This is a genomic window from Vibrio sp. M250220, assembly GCF_036533795.1.
Lineage (GTDB): Bacteria > Pseudomonadota > Gammaproteobacteria > Enterobacterales > Vibrionaceae > Vibrio.
Window position 1 is genome coordinate 1 of the sequence record NZ_JATABI010000014.1, and the last position, 18,019, is coordinate 18,019.

18 protein-coding genes are annotated in these 18,019 nt (G+C 42.9%); 8 read left to right on the top strand and 10 right to left on the bottom strand.

The features are described from left to right. Nucleotides 1-158 precede the first annotated feature (158 nt). Nucleotides 159-890: a hypothetical protein gene (locus QTN94_RS07330; protein ID WP_331427307.1), complete on the top strand. Its 732-nt coding sequence runs from the start codon at nucleotides 159-161 to the stop codon at nucleotides 888-890. Between the two features lie 200 nt (nucleotides 891-1,090). Here the strand turns inward: QTN94_RS07330 and QTN94_RS07335 are convergent, their stop codons facing one another. The 5 genes from QTN94_RS07335 to QTN94_RS20645 all read right to left on the bottom strand — a co-directional run bounded on the left by QTN94_RS07335 (nucleotide 1,091) and on the right by QTN94_RS20645 (nucleotide 2,572). After that, nucleotides 1,091-1,294 carry a hypothetical protein gene (locus QTN94_RS07335; RefSeq protein ID WP_331427308.1) on the bottom strand — a complete coding sequence of 68 codons (204 nt, stop codon included), beginning with the start codon at nucleotides 1,292-1,294 and terminating at the stop codon, nucleotides 1,091-1,093. 111 nt (nucleotides 1,295-1,405) lie between these two features. Further along, complete coding sequence (locus tag QTN94_RS07340) at nucleotides 1,406-1,843, bottom strand: regulatory protein RecX (protein WP_331427309.1); 438 nt, start codon at nucleotides 1,841-1,843, stop codon at nucleotides 1,406-1,408. Between the two features lie 65 nt (nucleotides 1,844-1,908). Beyond that, on the bottom strand, nucleotides 1,909-2,184 hold the full coding sequence (locus QTN94_RS07345) for an HU family DNA-binding protein (RefSeq protein ID WP_331427310.1): 276 nt from the start codon (nucleotides 2,182-2,184) through the stop codon (nucleotides 1,909-1,911). Between the two features lie 30 nt (nucleotides 2,185-2,214). Further along, entirely contained in the window at nucleotides 2,215-2,361 is a 147-nt protein-coding gene (locus QTN94_RS07350) for a hypothetical protein (RefSeq protein WP_265689289.1), read from the bottom strand. A gap of 25 nt (nucleotides 2,362-2,386) precedes the next feature. Beyond that, the gene (locus QTN94_RS20645) at nucleotides 2,387-2,572 is read right to left on the bottom strand and encodes a DUF805 domain-containing protein (RefSeq protein ID WP_443088784.1); all 186 of its coding nucleotides are present in this window, start codon (nucleotides 2,570-2,572) and stop codon (nucleotides 2,387-2,389) included. Nucleotides 2,573-3,158: 586 nt separating this feature from the next. On the opposite strand from QTN94_RS20645, the gene QTN94_RS07355 reads away from it, so the two are divergent. From QTN94_RS07355 to QTN94_RS07385, 7 genes are all read left to right on the top strand, one after another. Then, the gene (locus tag QTN94_RS07355; RefSeq protein WP_331427311.1) at nucleotides 3,159-3,443 is read left to right on the top strand and encodes a hypothetical protein; all 285 of its coding nucleotides are present in this window, start codon (nucleotides 3,159-3,161) and stop codon (nucleotides 3,441-3,443) included. A 453-nt stretch (nucleotides 3,444-3,896) separates the two neighbouring features. Beyond that, on the top strand, nucleotides 3,897-6,515 hold the full coding sequence (locus QTN94_RS07360) for a type I restriction-modification system subunit M (RefSeq protein ID WP_331427312.1): 2,619 nt from the start codon (nucleotides 3,897-3,899) through the stop codon (nucleotides 6,513-6,515). A gap of 1 nt (nucleotide 6,516) precedes the next feature. Then, entirely contained in the window at nucleotides 6,517-7,761 is a 1,245-nt protein-coding gene (locus tag QTN94_RS07365) for a restriction endonuclease subunit S (RefSeq protein ID WP_331427313.1), read from the top strand. Nucleotides 7,762-7,770: 9 nt separating this feature from the next. Next, on the top strand, nucleotides 7,771-10,989 hold the full coding sequence (locus tag QTN94_RS07370; RefSeq protein WP_331427314.1) for a type I restriction endonuclease subunit R, EcoR124 family: 3,219 nt from the start codon (nucleotides 7,771-7,773) through the stop codon (nucleotides 10,987-10,989). A gap of 5 nt (nucleotides 10,990-10,994) precedes the next feature. Continuing rightward, a complete protein-coding gene (locus tag QTN94_RS07375) occupies nucleotides 10,995-12,878 on the top strand; it encodes a hypothetical protein (protein WP_331427315.1) in 1,884 nt (627 codons plus the stop codon). Nucleotides 12,879-13,045: 167 nt separating this feature from the next. Then, entirely contained in the window at nucleotides 13,046-13,513 is a 468-nt protein-coding gene (locus QTN94_RS07380; RefSeq protein ID WP_331427316.1) for a Panacea domain-containing protein, read from the top strand. Next, nucleotides 13,510-14,712, top strand: a complete 1,203-nt coding sequence (locus tag QTN94_RS07385; RefSeq protein ID WP_331427317.1) for a RelA/SpoT domain-containing protein — start codon at nucleotides 13,510-13,512, stop codon at nucleotides 14,710-14,712. Before QTN94_RS07380 ends, QTN94_RS07385 begins: the two co-directional genes overlap by 4 nt. 55 nt (nucleotides 14,713-14,767) lie before the next feature. Here QTN94_RS07385 and QTN94_RS07390 read toward each other — a convergent pair whose 3' ends face one another. The 5 genes from QTN94_RS07390 to QTN94_RS07410 all read right to left on the bottom strand — a co-directional run bounded on the left by QTN94_RS07390 (nucleotide 14,768) and on the right by QTN94_RS07410 (nucleotide 17,997). After that, nucleotides 14,768-15,646, bottom strand: a complete 879-nt coding sequence (locus tag QTN94_RS07390; RefSeq protein WP_331427318.1) for an LPD25 domain-containing protein — start codon at nucleotides 15,644-15,646, stop codon at nucleotides 14,768-14,770. A 19-nt stretch (nucleotides 15,647-15,665) separates the two neighbouring features. Next, entirely contained in the window at nucleotides 15,666-16,277 is a 612-nt protein-coding gene (locus tag QTN94_RS07395) for a hypothetical protein (RefSeq protein WP_331427319.1), read from the bottom strand. Nucleotides 16,278-16,354: 77 nt separating this feature from the next. Further along, the gene (locus tag QTN94_RS07400) at nucleotides 16,355-16,600 is read right to left on the bottom strand and encodes a hypothetical protein (RefSeq protein WP_265689504.1); all 246 of its coding nucleotides are present in this window, start codon (nucleotides 16,598-16,600) and stop codon (nucleotides 16,355-16,357) included. Between the two features lie 97 nt (nucleotides 16,601-16,697). After that, a complete protein-coding gene (locus QTN94_RS07405) occupies nucleotides 16,698-17,192 on the bottom strand; it encodes a DUF2787 domain-containing protein (protein WP_331427320.1) in 495 nt (164 codons plus the stop codon). 109 nt (nucleotides 17,193-17,301) lie between these two features. Then, nucleotides 17,302-17,997, bottom strand: a complete 696-nt coding sequence (locus QTN94_RS07410) for a hypothetical protein (RefSeq protein ID WP_331427321.1) — start codon at nucleotides 17,995-17,997, stop codon at nucleotides 17,302-17,304. Nucleotides 17,998-18,019 lie beyond the last annotated feature (22 nt).

Here is an 18,019-nt window from a genome sequence, read left to right on the forward strand (position 1 = left end):
GATACCATCACGGTACTGGTTAGCATGCCGTTTAACTGGCAAGCCTCAAAACATCAACAACTGGGCTATATAGCGTCAGGTAAAAAACAAGGTGATTTAACCGTAGAGCCTGCGCCAAAAGAATTTGGCACTCGTCTTATTGAAGTGAGAATCGACGAATGAATAGTAAACAAGACATCGAGTCCCTTAAAGAACAACTTTATAACGCTGAGATAGCCTACTCTTGGGTGCACAAAGGATGGGGCGGAAAATACGAGTATCTATGGCGGTGGGGAGTGGCGATATTGGCTGGGTCGCTGTTTCCCTTATTCTTATTAATCGTAGAAGACGATGCAATTCATCAACCCGGCTTTTGGTTGTTTTCCTCATTTAGTTTAATAATGACTTTTGTATCTAGATACCTTTTTTTCCCGGATAAGCATCGCTGTTATCACTTAACCTCATTGGGTATTCATTACACAGAGCAAGATATGATCCCAGAGGTGGCGTATAAAATCGTGCGCGGCTTTGCTTGGGTGGGGATTGCGGTGTGTATTATTGCGGTTTTGTTACTTGGCCCGTTAGCCTTAGTGGGTGCGGGGGCATTTGCACTGATGTCATTTGGGATGACCAATTTTAAACCAACCGTTTATAAGTCTTATGTGCTTATAGATGATCGCAGTGTCGTGTTTAATCTAACTCATGACTCGGTGCTGTCATTTGGAAGCCCTAAGCGAGAAACACTTGACTATATAGGGACTGTTTTTACTTCGACGCTTGATCAAAAAACAACGTTACTTTCTCATCTACAGTCGACTTTCCCTGAAATTGAAATAGTCGAAATCAAAAAGTTAAATGATAAATACAAGCACTTGATTTACCAACAAGATGAAGACACGGCTACGGAGTAGTTCAGCAAGGAGTCCGTTTCTGAGGTATTTCTGTTAGACGGCATCGCAATCGAGTTGTGTTGCGAACAACGAAGAAGCAAGGGGCGACAATTTGATTGAGACAATAACGTTGATTGTTTTGGTGTTTAGACTTGAGTTCGGGCACGTCTGACTAATGAGTTGGCGAAACTAGCTTTGCTGCTTTAGCTTTTTATAAATGATTAATACGGATTAGTTCCAAACGCTTCCATCAAAGGGAAAAGCAAGTGTTCAGCTAATAACCACAGATACAGACCTGTCACCATAAACTTAATCACAACGATATCACGAGCGACAATGTTCAATAGCTCGTCTTCTGCTGGCGATACTCTTGCATCAGATTTACGTGTCAATATAGAGAAAAGTGTCGATATTCGTTTATGCATTAATACAACCTCTGGATGAAGGGGTGAAGATGAACAATCTATCAAAGATAAAGAGTTCAACCAAGGCAGGATTGGAAAAATTGGAGTTACACCTCGGCTTTGATTACGACGCTATCCATTTAACACATCCATAATCACGTTCATGGAATGGCCTCGGTACTGTAAATAACGCACAACCTTGGCCTTTTCTTTTGCATCTTGCGGAGCATCATCGGCAAACTTTTTTTCTTTTACTTTCAAACACAACTCAAACCAATCCACATCTAAGTCTTCGATGGCTTGTTCAACCAAAAGGGAGTCGAGTCCCTTTTGTCTGAGCTCTTGCTTTATCCGGTTAGGACCATAACCTTTATTGATTTGCTTATTGAGCTCTCGTTCAATCAGGCGATGGTCATCTACGTAATGATGTGACAACAATCGCTCCATCACGCCCTCCACACTTTCCTCATTGCTCGCCTCACGTTTTAAGCGTCGTCTTAACTCACCCGAAGGGTAATCCCGTTTTGCGAGCAAGGCGATAGCAAAGTCATACAGTTCAATATTATTCATAGTGTTATGCTCAGTAAAAGTGAATCATGCAGAAAGCAAACACCTTCCACATGATAGGTTTACAATTATGAATTGCAGGCATCTTTCAATGCTTTGCCAGCTTTAAAGCTTGGCGATTTGCTGGCGGCAATTTGAATGGTTTCACCTGTGCTTGGGTTGCGTCCTGTACGTGCACCGCGCTCAGTGATTTTAAATGTCCCAAAGCCAATAAGAGCGACTTCTTCACCTTGTGCTAAGGATTGTGTAATCCCTTGAGTGATAGCGTCCAGAGCTTCACTCGCTTGCTTTTTGGTGATATCTGCTTGAGCGGAGATGAGCTCTGTCAGTTGCGTTTTATTCATTTGATGTATTTTCCTTAGGTTATATTTGATTTAAAGCTCGAACTGTTTATCAAATTCTCGTTGCTCTTTCCACTGTTCAATTTTTTTACGTGCTTGATGGGCAGCAACATCCCCTTTGACACGTTTCAGTGTGGGATTGCTTTCTACGTATTTTTTGGTTTTCGTGTTCTTAGTCATGATGCTCCTTACGAGACAAGCGATGTCAGTTATCTTTCCACACTCTAGGGTTGGGCCCAAAGCGATTGTGATAAGGTTGTCCTTGTTTTAACAGACCATAAAGCAAGAAGAATGTTCCAAGTATAGGAATGAATCCAATCATCACCCACCTCAAAGAATAACCAGAATCATGAAGACGCCGACAGGAAGATGAGAAGGTAGCAGGTAGCAGGTAAGGTCATTACGGTATAACTTAAAAGAGTCATGTCACTCAACCAGTGGACAGCAACGCCGTACGCTAATAGTAAGGTGATGGCAGTATGGATAAACAAAAAACGCCAAAACCCTCGCCGTGTCAAACGTCCTTGAAGCAAAAAACTGTATTTGAGTGCGTTTAGGTACTCTACCACAACGTAGTCCTTTCCTTATTTCACCTTTAACCCGATGCTAAATACAATAACCTTATCGTGTATTTGTTGCCTTAGGAAGAAAAAGCCTATCGCGAAAAACGTGATATCTATTCAATGGGTTTGATATTTTTATCATAGATGAAAAAGCCAGTGCTGGGTTAGTATTAAGCACCAGATTTAAATCATTCACTAGGACTGACTTTGAGTTATAAAACCGTTGAGCTCAACCACCTAGTGGTACACGAATCTCAACAAGTGGAAGATGACTTAATCACGCCCCCCAACCATGCTAGGAATAGAAGGCTTATCAGAAGCAATTATCGCAGAATAGAAACGTTGGTATGACGAGAAAGGTAAACCTTGTTTTAAAGATTCTTGATGAGTAGTAACAAACGATAGAGGCATTTCATGCAAATTAAAAAAGATGGCAAAGGTCAATTGTATATCGAATGGCAACAAGCGGCTGGTGGCTATAAGCGAGCTTGGGTTCAGCGCAGAGAGCTCGAAAGAGATTGGGCCAATACGCCAGAGGGGCGCTACTTAAATGTGGTTCGTATTTCTGAATTAGGCGCAGGCCCAGCAGGCAATGCTACGGATTTCCCTATTTTTAGCCCCCTTTCTGATGAACAGATCCTCATTGCTTTTGTTACCTCTGTTTCTGCGATTACTGGTTGTGCTCTCAAGGATGAATGACTCTTATGCTAATGAGCATGATTTAGTAGGCATTTGGAACTAAACAGTTAAAGCATTCGGAACTGATTTGAACCATGAATACGGTTTTGCTTCGACATATCTCGAATATCTGTTTAGACACGCAGTCCCGATAGTGAGTCGCTCCCTCCGTTTCAGATTTATCCATTTGATAAAATCATCGACTGACAGAGACAACCTTCACAAGCATCATTGTCTACCAGACAATTTTCCAATATTCTCTCACCATAAAAACCATCAGTAGAATTGGCGAGCGAAGATAGGCTCTCATCGGCTTCAAAGTCGGTGGATTTTGGCGTTTAAGAGTGAAGCTCTCAAAGCGTAGATACAAGAGCGAGAAGCTCAGGTTTAACTGAGTCCCAAAACACAATATTAAGAACATGTGCCGACTGTTTTCACCATGTCGGTCAATAGTTGAAATGAATTGAGCAGAATATGAATAAGCAACAATTAGCGGCAAAAATCTGGGAATCAGCGAACCAGATGCGTTCAAAGATCGAAGCAAACGAATACAAAGACTACATCTTAGGTTTCATCTTTTATAAGTACCTCAGCGATCAACAGGTGCAGTTTGTCACCAAAGAAGGGATGACGTCTGATGAAATCAAAGCGCTAACAGAAGAAGATGCTGAAACAGTCAAGTACATTCAAGATAACCTTGGCTATTTTATTGCTTACGAAAATCTGTTTTCAACGTGGGTTGCTCCAACGTCCGACTTTGACGAGTCAAACGTGCGTGATGCGCTTTCTGCTTTTAGTCGTTTGATTTCCCCTACTTACAAAAAGTTGTTTGAAGGCATCTTTACTACCCTAGAAACAGGGTTAAGCAAACTTGGCGAAAGTGCGGGTAAGCGAACTAAAGCTATCAGCGACTTGCTGCATTTAATCAAAAGTATCCCTATGAACGGTCAGCAAGGCTATGACGTTCTGGGTTACATCTACGAGTACTTGATTGAAAAGTTTGCGGCTAATGCGGGTAAAAAAGCCGGAGAGTTTTATACGCCTCATGAGGTCTCGGTTCTCATGTCGCACATCATTGCTCATGAACTAAAAAATAAAGACACCATTGAGATTTACGACCCAACGTCTGGCTCTGGCTCACTCCTTATCAATATCGGTGAGGCTGTTGAAAAGTACGCTAAAAACAAAGACAGCATTACCTATTATGCCCAAGAGTTAAAAGCGAACACCTATAACCTTACCCGTATGAATCTGATCATGCGTGGTATTAAAGCCAGCAATATTAAAACCCGCAATGGCGATACTCTAGAAGACGATTGGCCATACTTTGATGAGAACGACCCACAAGGCACTTACGATGCTTTATACGTGGATGCCGTTGTCTCTAACCCGCCGTATTCACAGCAATGGGACCCTAGCTATAAAGATAGCGATCCTCGTTATTCGCGTTTTGGTCTAGCTCCAAAAACTAAAGCCGATTTTGCCTTTCTATTGCACGATCTCTATCACCTAAAGCCCGATGGTATTATGACCATTGTATTACCTCACGGGGTGTTGTTCCGTGGTGGTGAAGAGGGGGAGATCCGCAAGCAGCTTATTGAGCAGAACCACATCGATGCCATTATTGGTTTGCCGGGTAATATCTTCTTTGGTACGGGTATTCCAACCGTGATTTTAGTACTGAAGCAAAAGCGCCAGAATACCGATGTCTTGGTTGTTGATGCGTCTAAGCACTTTATTAAAGAAGGCAAAAACAACAAGCTACAAGCGAGTGATATTAAACGTATTGTTGATGTTGTTATCAATCGTGAAAGTATCGATAAATTCTCACAAGTCGTGAGTAAAGAAACTTTGCGCAGCAATGGCTACAACTTAAACATACCACGCTATGTGGACTCTTCAGCGGCGGCTGAAAGCTGGGATTTACACGCCACCATGTTAGGCGGCATCCCTAACAGTGAGATAGATGAACTCAATGCATACTGGCTTGCTTTACCACAGCTACGTGGTTCTTTGTTTACGGCTAAATCTTCTGCGTACAGTGAGCTGGCTATTGCTAAAGACTCAGTCAATACAAATATTAGCCGTCATCCACAGGTGGTAGAGTTTATAGCGGGTTATGAACAGGCTTTTGCAGGGTTTGATGACGACTTAAATACCAAACTCATTAAAGGTTGGGAAGGGGTTAAACGCAATCAACAAGAGGCTTCACTAAGTGTTGAACTTTTTAACCGCCTAAGTCCTATTGCTTTAATCGACAAATATCAAGCCTATCAGCTTCTAAACAACCAATGGCAAATCATTAGCGCCGATTTAGAAATGATGCAAACTGAAGGTTTTGACGCGACTAAGCAAGTTGACCCAAATATCGTTATCAAAAAGACAAACGGTAAAGATACGGAAGTACAAGACAAAGCGACTCCATGGAAAGGTCACATTTTGCCTTTTGATTTAGTGCAAAAAACTCACCTAAGCGACGATCTAGCAGCACTGGCTAAACAAGAGAATCGTTTGGCTGAAATCTCAAGTTCACTTGAAGATATTTTAGAATCGCTAAGTGAAGATGATAAAGAGCTTGCTACGGTCAAAGAAAGCAAAGATGCCTTTGTCAATGCTGAAGTAGCAAAAGCAGCTAAGGCGTTTTTGAAAGAGCAGAAAGACAGTAACGTTAAGTTCACAGAAGACAGTCTTGTACATGAAGAAAGCTACAAGGCCAAAATTATTCGTGCTAACAAACTTATCAACGAAGAAAAGGCTCTAAAAAAAGCAGTGAAAGAGGCAGCAACTAAACTGCATCTTAAAACCAAGACCACCATTGAGGGATTAAGCGACGAGCAAGTGAATCACCTGCTGCATCTAAAATGGATCACACCATTGAGCAACGAGCTCGCTGCAATGCCAAGCAGTTTGATTACCCAGCTTACTAATAAGGTACAAGCCCTTGCGGATAAATACGCTGTAACTTATTCGCAAGTCGCGAGTGACATCAAAACCACCGAAGATGAATTAGCGGAAATGATGGACGGGCTCACTGGTAACGAATTTGATATGCAGGGTTTAGCCGAACTGACTAGCTTATTGAAAGGCGAATAAGATGACTGTGGATAAGAATGTACCAGAAATCCGTTTTAAAGGGTTTAATGGGGAGTGGGAGGAGAGAAGCCTAGGAGGGATTGGAACTCTAAAAAACGGAATGAATTTTGACAAATCTGCTATGGGGCATGGGTATCCATTCGTTAATTTGCAGGATGTTTTCGGGAAAAATGAAGTTAGTTGTAAAAATTTAGGTCTTGCTTTCAGCACAGAAAATCAAAGAAAAGACTATAACCTAGATGAAGGGGATGTTTTATTTATTCGCTCTTCGGTAAAACCTGAAGGGGTCGGCGAAGCCGCTGTGGTATCTAGATCTATGATAAATACAACTTTTTCTGGGTTTATCATTCGCTTTCGACCAAGTATCGAAATGGATGTGAGTTTTAATCGGTTTGCGTATTCAACTACCAAGTGTAGAAAACAAATACTTGCAAGTTCTACCAGCTCTGCTAATTCAAATATCAATCAAGAATCATTACAGCGAATTCGGTTGTCGTTACCTAGCAGGCCAGAACAAACCAAAATAGGCAATACATTCCAAAAGCTCGATGGCCTAATTAACCAGCATCAACAAAAGCATGACAAGCTTAGTAACATCAAAAAAGCCATGCTGGAAAAAATGTTCCCCAAGCAAGGCGAAACCGTTCCGGAAATCCGTTTTAAGGGGTTTAGTGGGGAGTGGGAGGAAGTTACTCTAGGAGGATATGCGAGATTCACCAAAGGCCAAGGCTATTCAAAGAGTGATTTATCTGAGTCTGGAACACCAATAATTTTATATGGCCGACTGTATACAAATTATCAAACCGTAATTTCTCAGGTTGATACCTTCGCAATAGAAAAATCTAAATCCCTTAAAAGTGTTGGTAACGAAGTCATAGTACCAGCCTCTGGTGAATCTCCTGAGGATATAGCTAGAGCATCAGCCGTTTGTGAATCAGGCGTAATTCTCGGTGGTGACCTGAATATCATTTATCCAAACGATAAAATCAATCCCGTATTTTTAGCTTTGGTGATATCCAACGGATATCCTCAGAAGGAGTTAGCTAGTAAAGCACAGGGTAAATCTGTTGTTCACATAAGAAATAGCGACTTAGATGCTTTATTGTTTGCAATGCCTAAGAAAGAAGAACAAACAGCTATCGGTAACTACTTCCAAAAACTTGATACGCTGATCAACCAACACCAACAACAGATCACCAAGCTCACTAACATCAAGCAGGCTTGCTTGAGCAAAATGTTTGTTTAAGGAATGACCATGACCATTTTTAAAACTGAAGCGCAATTTGAGCAGGCTTTTATTGAGGTTCTCACCCAAAAAGGGTGGGAGCCAGAAATACTCAAAAACAAAACTGAGGCCGAGTTACTGCAAAACTGGGCAGACATTTTGTTTGAAAACAATCGCCAACAAGATCGCTTAAACGATGTGCCGCTGACTACCACTGAAATGCAGCAGATTATTGAGCAGATCAAAGAGTTGAAAACGCCGCTCAAACTCAACGGTTTAATTAATGGTAAAACGGTCGCGATTAAACGAGACAATCCTAATGACTCGCTGCACTATGGCAAAGAAGTCAGTTTGAAAATTTATGATCGCCAAGAGATCGCAGCGGGTCAAAGCCGTTACCAAATTGTGCAGCAACCCAAGTTCGAACGAGGTAGCCCGTTACGTAACGATCGTCGTGGCGATGTACTGTTGCTAATAAACGGTATGCCCGTTATTCATATTGAACTAAAGCGCAGTGGAATTCCGGTCAGTCAAGCGGTCAACCAAATTGAAAAGTACTCTAAAGAAGGTATTTTTAGCGGCCTTTTTTCGCTCATCCAAGTCTTTGTTGCCATGGAGCCTGATGAGGCTAAATACTTTGCTAACCCCGGACTAGATGGCAAGTTTAACCCTGACTATCAATTCAGTTGGGCCGATTATAATAACGAGCCTGTGAACCACTGGAAGGATATTGCCTCTACGTTGCTATCTATCCCGATGGCACATCAGTTGATAGGTTTTTATACCGTCGCTGATGATACCGATGGGGTCCTTAAAGTCATGCGTAGCTATCAGTATTACGCTGCGAATGCGATATCGGATCGAGTAGCTAAAACCAATTGGAAGCAGTTAGGTGGTGTAAACAATAAAGACAGACTAGGTGGTTATGTATGGCATACCACAGGCTCTGGTAAAACCATGACCAGCTTTAAGTCAGCGCAGTTGATTGCTCAATCAAAAGACGCCGATAAAGTAATTTTCTTAATGGACCGTATCGAGCTTGGTACTCAGTCTCTAATCGAATATCAAGGGTTTGCCAGTGATGGAGAAGTGGTACAAGCCACTGAGAATACCCATGTACTGGTGACCAAACTAAAGAGCACTAAACCTGCTGATACTTTGATTGTTAGTTCCATTCAAAAAATGAGCAATATCTTTGAAGAAGCGGGTGATGAGGGAGTAGCAACAAACTCGGCTGATATTGAAAAAATTCGATCTAAGCGCTTGGTCTTTATTATCGACGAGGCACACCGCTCGACGATGAGTGCAGGCGAAGAAAATAAAGATGGTATGTTGGTCAGGGTGAAAAAAACCTTCCCTAAAGCCCTCTTCTTTGGTTTTACGGGCACGCCCATTCATGAAGAAAACCAAGTCAATAGTAATACGACTACTGACGTGTTTGGTAACGAGTTGCACCGCTATAGCATTGCCGATGGTATCCGTGATGGAAACGTGTTGGGTTTTGACCCTTACAAAGTGTCTACCTTCAAGGACGGCGAACTAAGACAAGAGATCGCCTTACAACAAGCCAAGGCCAACTCGGTTACGGATGCGATGGCAGAGCCTGCCAAAAAGAAAAAGTTTAATCACTTTATGAATGATGTGCCGATGGCGGGTTATAAAGACGCCGCAGGTAAATATCATAAAGGTATTGAAGACTATGTTCCTAAAAGCCAATATTTGACGGAGGCTCACCAAGAAAAAGTCGTCGCTGACATCTTGGATAAATGGGATGTACTGAGCCAAGGCAGTAAATTTCACGCCATTTTAGCCACGAATAGTATCGCTGAAGCGATTGATTATTATCGCCGTTTAAAAGCAGAAAAACCTGAACTAAAAATATCGGCCCTATTTGACCCTAACATTGAGAACGATGGTAGTGGTGACCGTGGCCCTACATTTAAAGGTGATGGTCTAGAAGAGATTATGGCCGATTATAACGCCCGCTATGGCCTAGAGTTTGATTTTGCCCGCCATTCGGCCTTTAAAAAAGATATCGCCGCGCGGCTTGCCCATAAAGAGCAATACAAGAATATTCACAAAGAGCCTTCAAAGCAGCTAGACCTACTAATCGTGGTCGATCAAATGCTGACTGGCTTTGATTCCAAGTGGTTGAATACTTTGTACTTAGATAAAGTGATTAAGTACCAGAATATTATTCAGGCTTTCTCGCGTACTAATCGTTTGTTTGGTCCCGACAAACCTCATGGCATTGTTCGTTATTATCGCTATCCACATACCATGGAGCAGCACATTAATGATGCTGTCAAACTCTACTCCGGCGACAAACCTATTGGGCTGTTTGTTGATAGGTTGGCAAGTAACATTGAACTTATGAATGGGGTGTCAGCGGATATCTCTGAGCTGTTCGCTAGTGCTGGTATTGAAAATTTTGAAACGCTGCCAGACGACGTAGAGCTCTGTGCTAAGTTCACCGAATTATTTAATACCTTTAACAAGCACCTAGAAGCTGCCAAAGTACAAGGTCTGAATTGGGAGCAGTCTACCTACACTGACTCATTAGAAGGCGAGAATGGTGTTGAGCGCGAGGTCACTCTGGCTGTCGATGAACTCACTTACATGAGTTTAGTTCAGCGTTATAAAGAGCTTGCTGGCAAAGGGGACGGCAATGGTGAAGGTTCAGGTGGTGATGTCCCTTTTGATATCAGTGGTTATCTAACTGAAATAGACACGGGTAAAATCGATGCCGACTACATGAATAGTCGCTTTGATAAATATCTAAAAGAGCTTAATCAGCACCAAGACTCTACTAGCGTTGAAACTACACTCAATGAGTTACATAAGTCATTTGCGTCACTGAGCCAAAGCGAACAAAAGTATGCCAAGCTCTTTCTGCACGATTTGCAGCGTGGAGATGCACAGTTAATTGAAGGTCATACTTTTAGAGACTACATCAACGACTATCAAAATCAGAAGGAACAGTTACGAATAGCCGCTATTGTTGAGGCTCTTGGTTTAGATAGGGATTTACTTCTCCAGTTGATGGGCGGGGATGTGAATGAGCAGAGCATTAACCGTTTTGGTCGCTTTGATACACTGAAATCAACGGTCGATAGAACTAAAGCAAAAGTCTTCTTTGAGCGTCTTGAAGGCTCGGTGATCCCCCCGTTCAAACTGAACATGCGCATTGATAAATACCTTCAAGAGTTTATCTTTGGGCAAACTGATGTATTCTTAAGTGAGAATTAAATGGGATGAGTGCTAAAGCATTTCCTTTCAGTATCCCCCTTATGGATGCGATCAGACATGATTATGAGCGATTTCGTTTTGATACCCACCAGTATTCTCATCAAGGGCTTTTTACCGATGGTGAGAAGCTGTATGCGGTTATATTGGATGTGGAGAACAATGATGCACTTCTTAATGAACTCAGGGAGCATTATGATAAGTATCATACCGTTGGTATACCACCAGCGAAGATTGTGGGTGAAATAGCGCAAGAGTTTCGTTTAATAGAGTCGCGCAGCAAGCTAGAAAAAACACTCACTCATGGGCAGCCCATGACTATCGATGAAACCATGAATTTGTTCGTGTTGCATATTCCTAAAAAGTATCACCCATTTCATGTGGATTTCCTATTCAACACAAACGAGTTTAACCTGACCTTCAAATCAGAGCTGACTCGTAGTGAACAAGAAGAGGTGCAGCTAATTTGTGAGGCTTTAGGCTATCAAGGTTATGATTTTGTTTTTCATGTCGACCTTACAATGCCTGACTTTCCGGGAAAAGTTGAGCACGAACCTAATACTCGCAACAATTTAATACTGACAGCCAGTGGCTTAATGCAAAAGCAGTTTTCTAAGCCTTTGCTCACGAGATATGAAGAGGATGAAGACTTTTGGATTCAAAATCGACAATCGGTTTTTAGTGGAGATGAGCTTGACCAGAAAAGTCCATTTCTTTTATCCAAGTTTGAAGAGCAAAAGTCTCGCTGCTTTGTGGATGCCTCTGTCTTCCCTCGTCAAAACTTGAGGGTTTACTTAACTTTATATGAACAGGTCATCATTGCACTACCACTTGATAAGGACGCTGAATATTTTTATAAGATGTTTCGGTTGGGTAAGCATGAGTTTCGAGAGCTAGTAGCTCGTGGGCGGTTGTTGTTTGTTGCACCACAAAACCTTGAACGATATTCTCAAGAGTTGCTGTCTGATATCGTTATGGTTGATCCGAATTCTATCATTTTCTCAAGGCGGCTCGCGGCCTCAACCATTCGAGGTATCCAGGGTAAATCAGGGATCATTGGTACAACCTTTTCAAGTGATGAGCAATACCACTTTCTTCATCAATGCTCTCGTATTGAAAGCCCCTCAATACAAAGTCTCGTTCAAACACTCTCACAGCAGTGGCAATACGGTGAATATATGGTCAATAGGGAGGGGGCGGTGTCTACGCATCGACTTGGGCTCTCCAGCATTGCCGCTAAAGGTTTTGAGCTGAGAGGGCGAGATATTTATCTTGAATTATCAACAGCGGCTATGGCGTATGAATATGCTCAAGGCTTGAATGCACATCACTTTCCTTTTGACGGAGAACAATATTCCGAAGTATCAGCGTGTCAGGTGATTAGTGGGTTTTACAATGGTGTTCGTACTGACTCGAAGCAGATTCATGAATCTGAATTGGGTATGTTACTTCATGAGATATTCGCTATTGATAACGATATGGATATTCTTGAACTTGATTCTGCGCTTTCAAATAGCCTGATTCGCTCTTTACCTAGTATCGTTAACCAGTTCGCCAATATGGATGAAAGTGAGCGATTCCATAAATTGAGAGCGCTTAAGGATGAGGTAACGAGAATTGAAAGCAATAAAGCCCGAATGTCGCGACTCAACATATCAGGATTTCCTTCGGTGGCTGCGGGGGCTGGAATGGAGCTAGTGGGAATTAAAGGCGGTGGTGTCGTTGCGCTTGGAGGTTGGTTACTCAATGCACTCAATGTCTATGCCGATGAACTCCAGTTAACGAATAGCCCGATATTCACCAAACTTTCAAGCTTAAATCATTTCACCAGCCATGATGCTGTTATTATACAGCGCGCAAGGAAGAGGATTTCGACGTCATATAACGCTTAGCTTCAATGATATGGTGAGTAAACTTACCGAACTGGTTGCTAATCTTTACGAATGAGCATCTAAAACTTCAAATAAAATCACTGTCTTAAAATACAGCTATGGTTTACACTATTTTTGTTGCATCGGCTGAAAAATGTAAACCTTTTAGATGAAATTGGATAAATAAAATGAAAACTTATCATACCTACAGCGCTGTGGATGTTGCATTGAGCTTGCTTAAGCACGCGAAAGAGCAAGGTAAATGTTTCTCCAATTTGCAGCTACAGAAACTTACTTACGTGTGCCACGGCTTATCTCTAGCGCATTTTCAACGTCCTCTAGTGGTTGATGACGTATTTGCATGGAAGTTTGGTCCAGTTGTGCCATCTGTGTATTTCCGTTTTAAATCGTACGGTTCAAACGTCATTACTGAGCATGGCGATGTCGTTCTCGATGCTGAAAGCGAATCGATCGTGAAGGATGTTGTGTCTAAATTGGGCGACTTAAGTGGGCCACAGTTGGTAGACTTAACACACCGAGATGGTAGCCCATGGCATCAGGTATGGGATGGCACACATCAAAAAGTGATCCCAGACCATTTGATCCAATCCCATTACGTGCAAATCAAACAGTCAGGACGTACTACCAGTCTGTGAGTGATAAAGAAAAAAGTGTCGTCAGTTTCTTCATTGACGACACACTATCGGCTGAACAAGCTTCCAAGACCTTCCATGACGACTACGAGCTGAACTTTCAAGATTTCCTTGAACGAACTGTCGATGAAAGTGCTGCTGAAGACTTTTCATATACCAATAATGGAGTGAAAAAAGCAGGTAGACGGCTTCGGAAAAAAGAAGGGGATCTAAAATCTGCCACCACGACTATCCAACAGTTTCGCGCTGCTCATGAAAAGCCACTCAATACTATTGCCTATCTTGTTGGGCGTTGTTGTCGTGAACTTGGTATCGATGTTAAGCCTGTCACTCGGTTGAAGCGTTTAGACACTATCATCGATAAGCTTCAACGTAAATCACTTGACGGCCACACAGCGAACGCAACATGTGTCACTAATATGAATGATATTGGTGGGTGCCGAGCGATATTCCCGGATTTACTCTCACTAGAGCAGGCAGTATCTCAATTACAAGGTACTGTTGAGAAAGTAGGTCGAGTGAGAATTAAAGATATTGATAATTATATTTCTAATCCTAAGCCAAATGACTGTGGTTACAGAAGCTTACATGTGATCTATCGATATGATCATACGAGTGGCAAGAGCTTTAACATAGAAGCTCAATTGCGGACTAGGCTTCAGCATCTTTGGGCTACCACTGTCGAGATAGTGGATATCGTGGAAGGAACAAAAATCAAAACGCATTCTCATAGTGCCAACGAGGATAAGGACGATCTACAGATCAAATGGGAAGAACTACTCTCGATCATGAGTCGCTATATTGCAGATGCCGAAGGCGCTATAGAGTTAGGCAAAGAAGAGATAAATCAATGTTCAATACGACTACGTGAGCTAAATGATGAGATTAATGCGCTAGGTAGACTTAAGACTTTTAGGATCTTGTCTGAAAAAATAGAGACCTGTTGCGATGATGCTACCGAACATGTTTTGTTAATCATTGATGAGAACTCATTGAAGCTTATCTTCAGTGAGGAGTTCAGCGATTACAGCAAGGCTATTTCTGTTTATAACGCTGCGGAAAAGGTGACCAGTAGTCATTCTGGGATCAATGCCCTACTCATATCCACGAAGAATATGGGGCAGCTCTCAGAAGCTTATCCTAATTATTTAGGTGATTGTGCTTCGTTTATTGTCTTGCTTCAAGAAGCGATGCAAAGGTAGCTAACAAAAAATAAAATGTACTCCTGAGAGAGGCGGATTGTTCGCCTCTCTTTGTTTATTCAGGTATCGCCAGCTCACCTAATGGCACGTATCGCGCTTTGTTTTCTGTTCGGTAAAAGCTGATTTTCTTTATCTTCCAGCCATAGCGTAGATACTTGGTGTCGGTCAGATAGTAGCCTTCTCCCATTGAAAACCGCTCTCGATGCTCCACACTTTTCTCTTTGTCATTAAGAAATACCGTCTCGGGGTGATTGAGACTCGCTTTACGCATTTCCGAAAACAGATGCCTGTTGTGCTTCGACCATGCAAGTATGATGGTCTTCAACGTTTTGGTATGAAACTCGCCTGCATACGGCTCACTGATTTCTGCATCATAGTCGGTGAGAGTCGCAACAATCACGCCCTTAGCCCATATCGGTACTTCCAGAGCGTTTTGAAACGCCTCTTCCGCTTGTTGGTGCTCACGCCACGCTCTCTCCCGATCCTGTTGTTTGGCTACTTCTTTCGCCGCCTCCTCCGCTTTAGCTTGCTCTTCGACCTGCTTAATCTGCATACGACCAAGGTCTACGAGCGTATAGTCTAGTGCGTACGTCCTAATGAATCGGATGAGCTGCTGGTGGTGCTTATCATGCAGCCATCGCTTATCTGCTTCATCTTTGTGTATATGGTAGTAGTTGAGCGTACTTAAACAGTGCTCCGCAAAACCGTGGTCATTACCACCACAGCCTAAATCTAAGCGACATTCGTGCTGGTGGTCATTATCAAAGGTGACGGTCACTTTGGTTTTATCGTATCCCCCTAATGGATTGGTCTTGGCGACGTCTAATGCCTTGGCTTCAAAGTCAGCAAAATCATACTCAGTCTCAGAATCAAAGACTCTGGATTCTGACCAATGAACATAAACGGTGAGCGGTTGAATGGTTTTTTCTGCCATGATTGGTATTCCTTTTTCGTTATAGAGGTGAAACTGACAACACGCTGAGCATTGGCGTTTGTTTGAGTTGTTGGTTGTCGAGGTAGAACACGTTCAAGCCATGGGGACTTAGGCATAGCTTGGTGGGAGCAGCATTAAGGCATTGCCCGATGAGGGTAAAACGAAGGGGTTGATTCTGGATGAGAGCGAGTTTAATGACGGAGAGTGATGAATAGTAACGTGTATGTTCGGTAGGTAAATCCACTTCAATGCAACGTAACCACTGCCGATACGTATCACTCTCTTGGGCGTTCATCTCACTTTGCTCAAACAAGGCTTGGTATTGCAATTTGGTACTTTCCGGTAACAGGCAAGTAAAGTAACGAGCGATGAGCGTTAACATTAGACTGTCGTATTGCGCAGTGACCCACGGCAGTGGTGTGGCGCGTTTAAAACAGTCTTTGCCCTCTTGCTGCGTTTTTTCGGCGTAACCTAAATCCACGAGGATGTTTAACCATCGTCGAATCGTATCGGGGGATTTCCCTATCCCAAGCACGTCTGAAACATCACACAGACTCTCTAAGGATTTGGGGTAACGAGTTGGAAGCTGAGCTAACAATAAGAAGACTGCTTCAATATTGGATGGGGGCATGACTGTGCTCCTATACAATAAAAAAAGCCACAACCGATTAGGCTGTGGCTTGAGTGAACATTAAGAATGAATGGAACTTACTCCTCGTCGTAGCGCTCGTGAGTGATTAACGGATGATCATGGGTTGGATAGTCAGGCAACTCTGGCTTGTCTTCTTCCAGTGCTTTATCTATCAGAGCGGCTGAAGTGCCAATCGCGGTTGACACCGCAAAACCGGCTGCACTGATGGTGCCGATGGCGCCAAAGACAGGCGCAGCCGTGATGACACCTGCAACACTTGCTGTTGCTGCGACCGCTTTACCGACGGTTTGATACCAAGACATATGTGTCTCCTTGTTTTGTTGAGTGGGTATAAAAAAGGCCACCTCGAAAAGAGATGGCCTTATTGAAGGTAGATAGATGGAAATGGGTGATGCTTTGTCATTGGCGACTCACTGTGATGTGGTCATACGCGTCCATCGCCATGTACGCCAGAAAGTTATGCTCCCAAAGCTGATACAACTCTTTGGCGGCACTGTCCTCTTTAATGGGTGCCCAACCTTGCTGGTGGTGGGCAAACCATTCACCTCGGCTAAAATCAAAATCGAGTCCTCGCTCTAATTCAGGGTAGTGATTACCGATATAAGCAAAGTCAGTGATGTAGCTGTAATGCCATACGCCATCACTGTGTTTGTTGAGACAGATTTCAACCGGATGAAAACCACCTTGCTCAGCGCTATAACTGGCATCTCGAAAATTAAAGATAATACCATCAGCATCAATTAGTGAATCAGCAAGCTCATCACCTAACGTAAGCTGGTGTGCTAGCGTTGTCACAATAGATTGTGTCAGTGCCTCTGAGACAGGCAGCAATGACGCTTTGATGTTGGTGGTAAGAAACCCTATTTGGCTTCGGATTAACAGTTGTTTAGACATAATGCACCCTCCTAAAGGCAGTAAGATAATGGAATTTAAAATAGAATGGTTTAGTTCGAGCCAGAACGACTCATAATAAAGCGGCCATTGACCGAGGTGACTATAAGGGTTAGAGAGCGTGCTTTTTCACTGCATGGTAAGGCGGTGCGGAGCCATTGAGCCAGCACTTGCCTTGGTAACGAGTCACTAACTGCTGAAAGAGCCACATTTCAAACGCAGAGCTTGGCGTGATGGAGACATCAAAACCCTCTTCATCACCACGTGCACGGTCTTGCCATACTGCATTTAAGTCCCGTAGGTGGGCAGTCAGCACTTCATACGCATCCCGCTCATTTGCTTCTCTCGGCGCTCGTAGCCAAACCGAAAGGCGGTGACAATGCGGCATCACTCGATAATCACGAGCCAGGTCTAATATCTGACGTACAGCACGTATCCACCCTTCGGCTTTGGTATCACGTCCATTGAGTTTTAATCCACCCGACTGCGCTTGCGCCGACCAGTCACAGCCGTATTTAACAAGCAGGTTATGAGGCGTATCAATACCGCAAAACTGCCAATCACGACACCGCTTATTCGAGTCTGGGTCAAAGAGATTGCTGCAACCTATCAACATGTGAAGCATAATAAGGTCATCACTCCTCAATAAGCATTGGTAACGTTCATACAAGCGCTGCCGACGTTGATGTTCGCTAAGCTCATCGGTGTTGATACCTAGCCTCTCAGTGAAGAATTGACGCAGTTGCTCGGTTACAATGGATTCTGGCACTCTCAATGCCAATTGTTCATACACAATGTCATACGACATTTTGCCTCCTTTTTGTTCGAAG

Coding starts and splice junctions, on each gene's coding strand:
- QTN94_RS07400 (WP_265689504.1), bottom strand. CDS start 16,600: ATGTCTTGGTATCAAACCGTCGGTAAAGCGGTCGCAGCAACAGCAAGT.
- QTN94_RS07330 (WP_331427307.1), top strand. CDS start 159: ATGAATAGTAAACAAGACATCGAGTCCCTTAAAGAACAACTTTATAAC.
- QTN94_RS07395 (WP_331427319.1), bottom strand. CDS start 16,277: ATGCCCCCATCCAATATTGAAGCAGTCTTCTTATTGTTAGCTCAGCTT.
- QTN94_RS07375 (WP_331427315.1), top strand. CDS start 10,995: ATGAGTGCTAAAGCATTTCCTTTCAGTATCCCCCTTATGGATGCGATC.
- QTN94_RS07345 (WP_331427310.1), bottom strand. CDS start 2,184: ATGAATAAAACGCAACTGACAGAGCTCATCTCCGCTCAAGCAGATATC.
- QTN94_RS07360 (WP_331427312.1), top strand. CDS start 3,897: ATGAATAAGCAACAATTAGCGGCAAAAATCTGGGAATCAGCGAACCAG.
- QTN94_RS07365 (WP_331427313.1), top strand. CDS start 6,517: ATGACTGTGGATAAGAATGTACCAGAAATCCGTTTTAAAGGGTTTAAT.
- QTN94_RS07410 (WP_331427321.1), bottom strand. CDS start 17,997: ATGTCGTATGACATTGTGTATGAACAATTGGCATTGAGAGTGCCAGAA.
- QTN94_RS07390 (WP_331427318.1), bottom strand. CDS start 15,646: ATGGCAGAAAAAACCATTCAACCGCTCACCGTTTATGTTCATTGGTCA.
- QTN94_RS07405 (WP_331427320.1), bottom strand. CDS start 17,192: ATGTCTAAACAACTGTTAATCCGAAGCCAAATAGGGTTTCTTACCACC.
- QTN94_RS07355 (WP_331427311.1), top strand. CDS start 3,159: ATGCAAATTAAAAAAGATGGCAAAGGTCAATTGTATATCGAATGGCAA.
- QTN94_RS07370 (WP_331427314.1), top strand. CDS start 7,771: ATGACCATTTTTAAAACTGAAGCGCAATTTGAGCAGGCTTTTATTGAG.
- QTN94_RS07350 (WP_265689289.1), bottom strand. CDS start 2,361: ATGACTAAGAACACGAAAACCAAAAAATACGTAGAAAGCAATCCCACA.
- QTN94_RS07335 (WP_331427308.1), bottom strand. CDS start 1,294: ATGCATAAACGAATATCGACACTTTTCTCTATATTGACACGTAAATCT.
- QTN94_RS07380 (WP_331427316.1), top strand. CDS start 13,046: ATGAAAACTTATCATACCTACAGCGCTGTGGATGTTGCATTGAGCTTG.
- QTN94_RS07340 (WP_331427309.1), bottom strand. CDS start 1,843: ATGAATAATATTGAACTGTATGACTTTGCTATCGCCTTGCTCGCAAAA.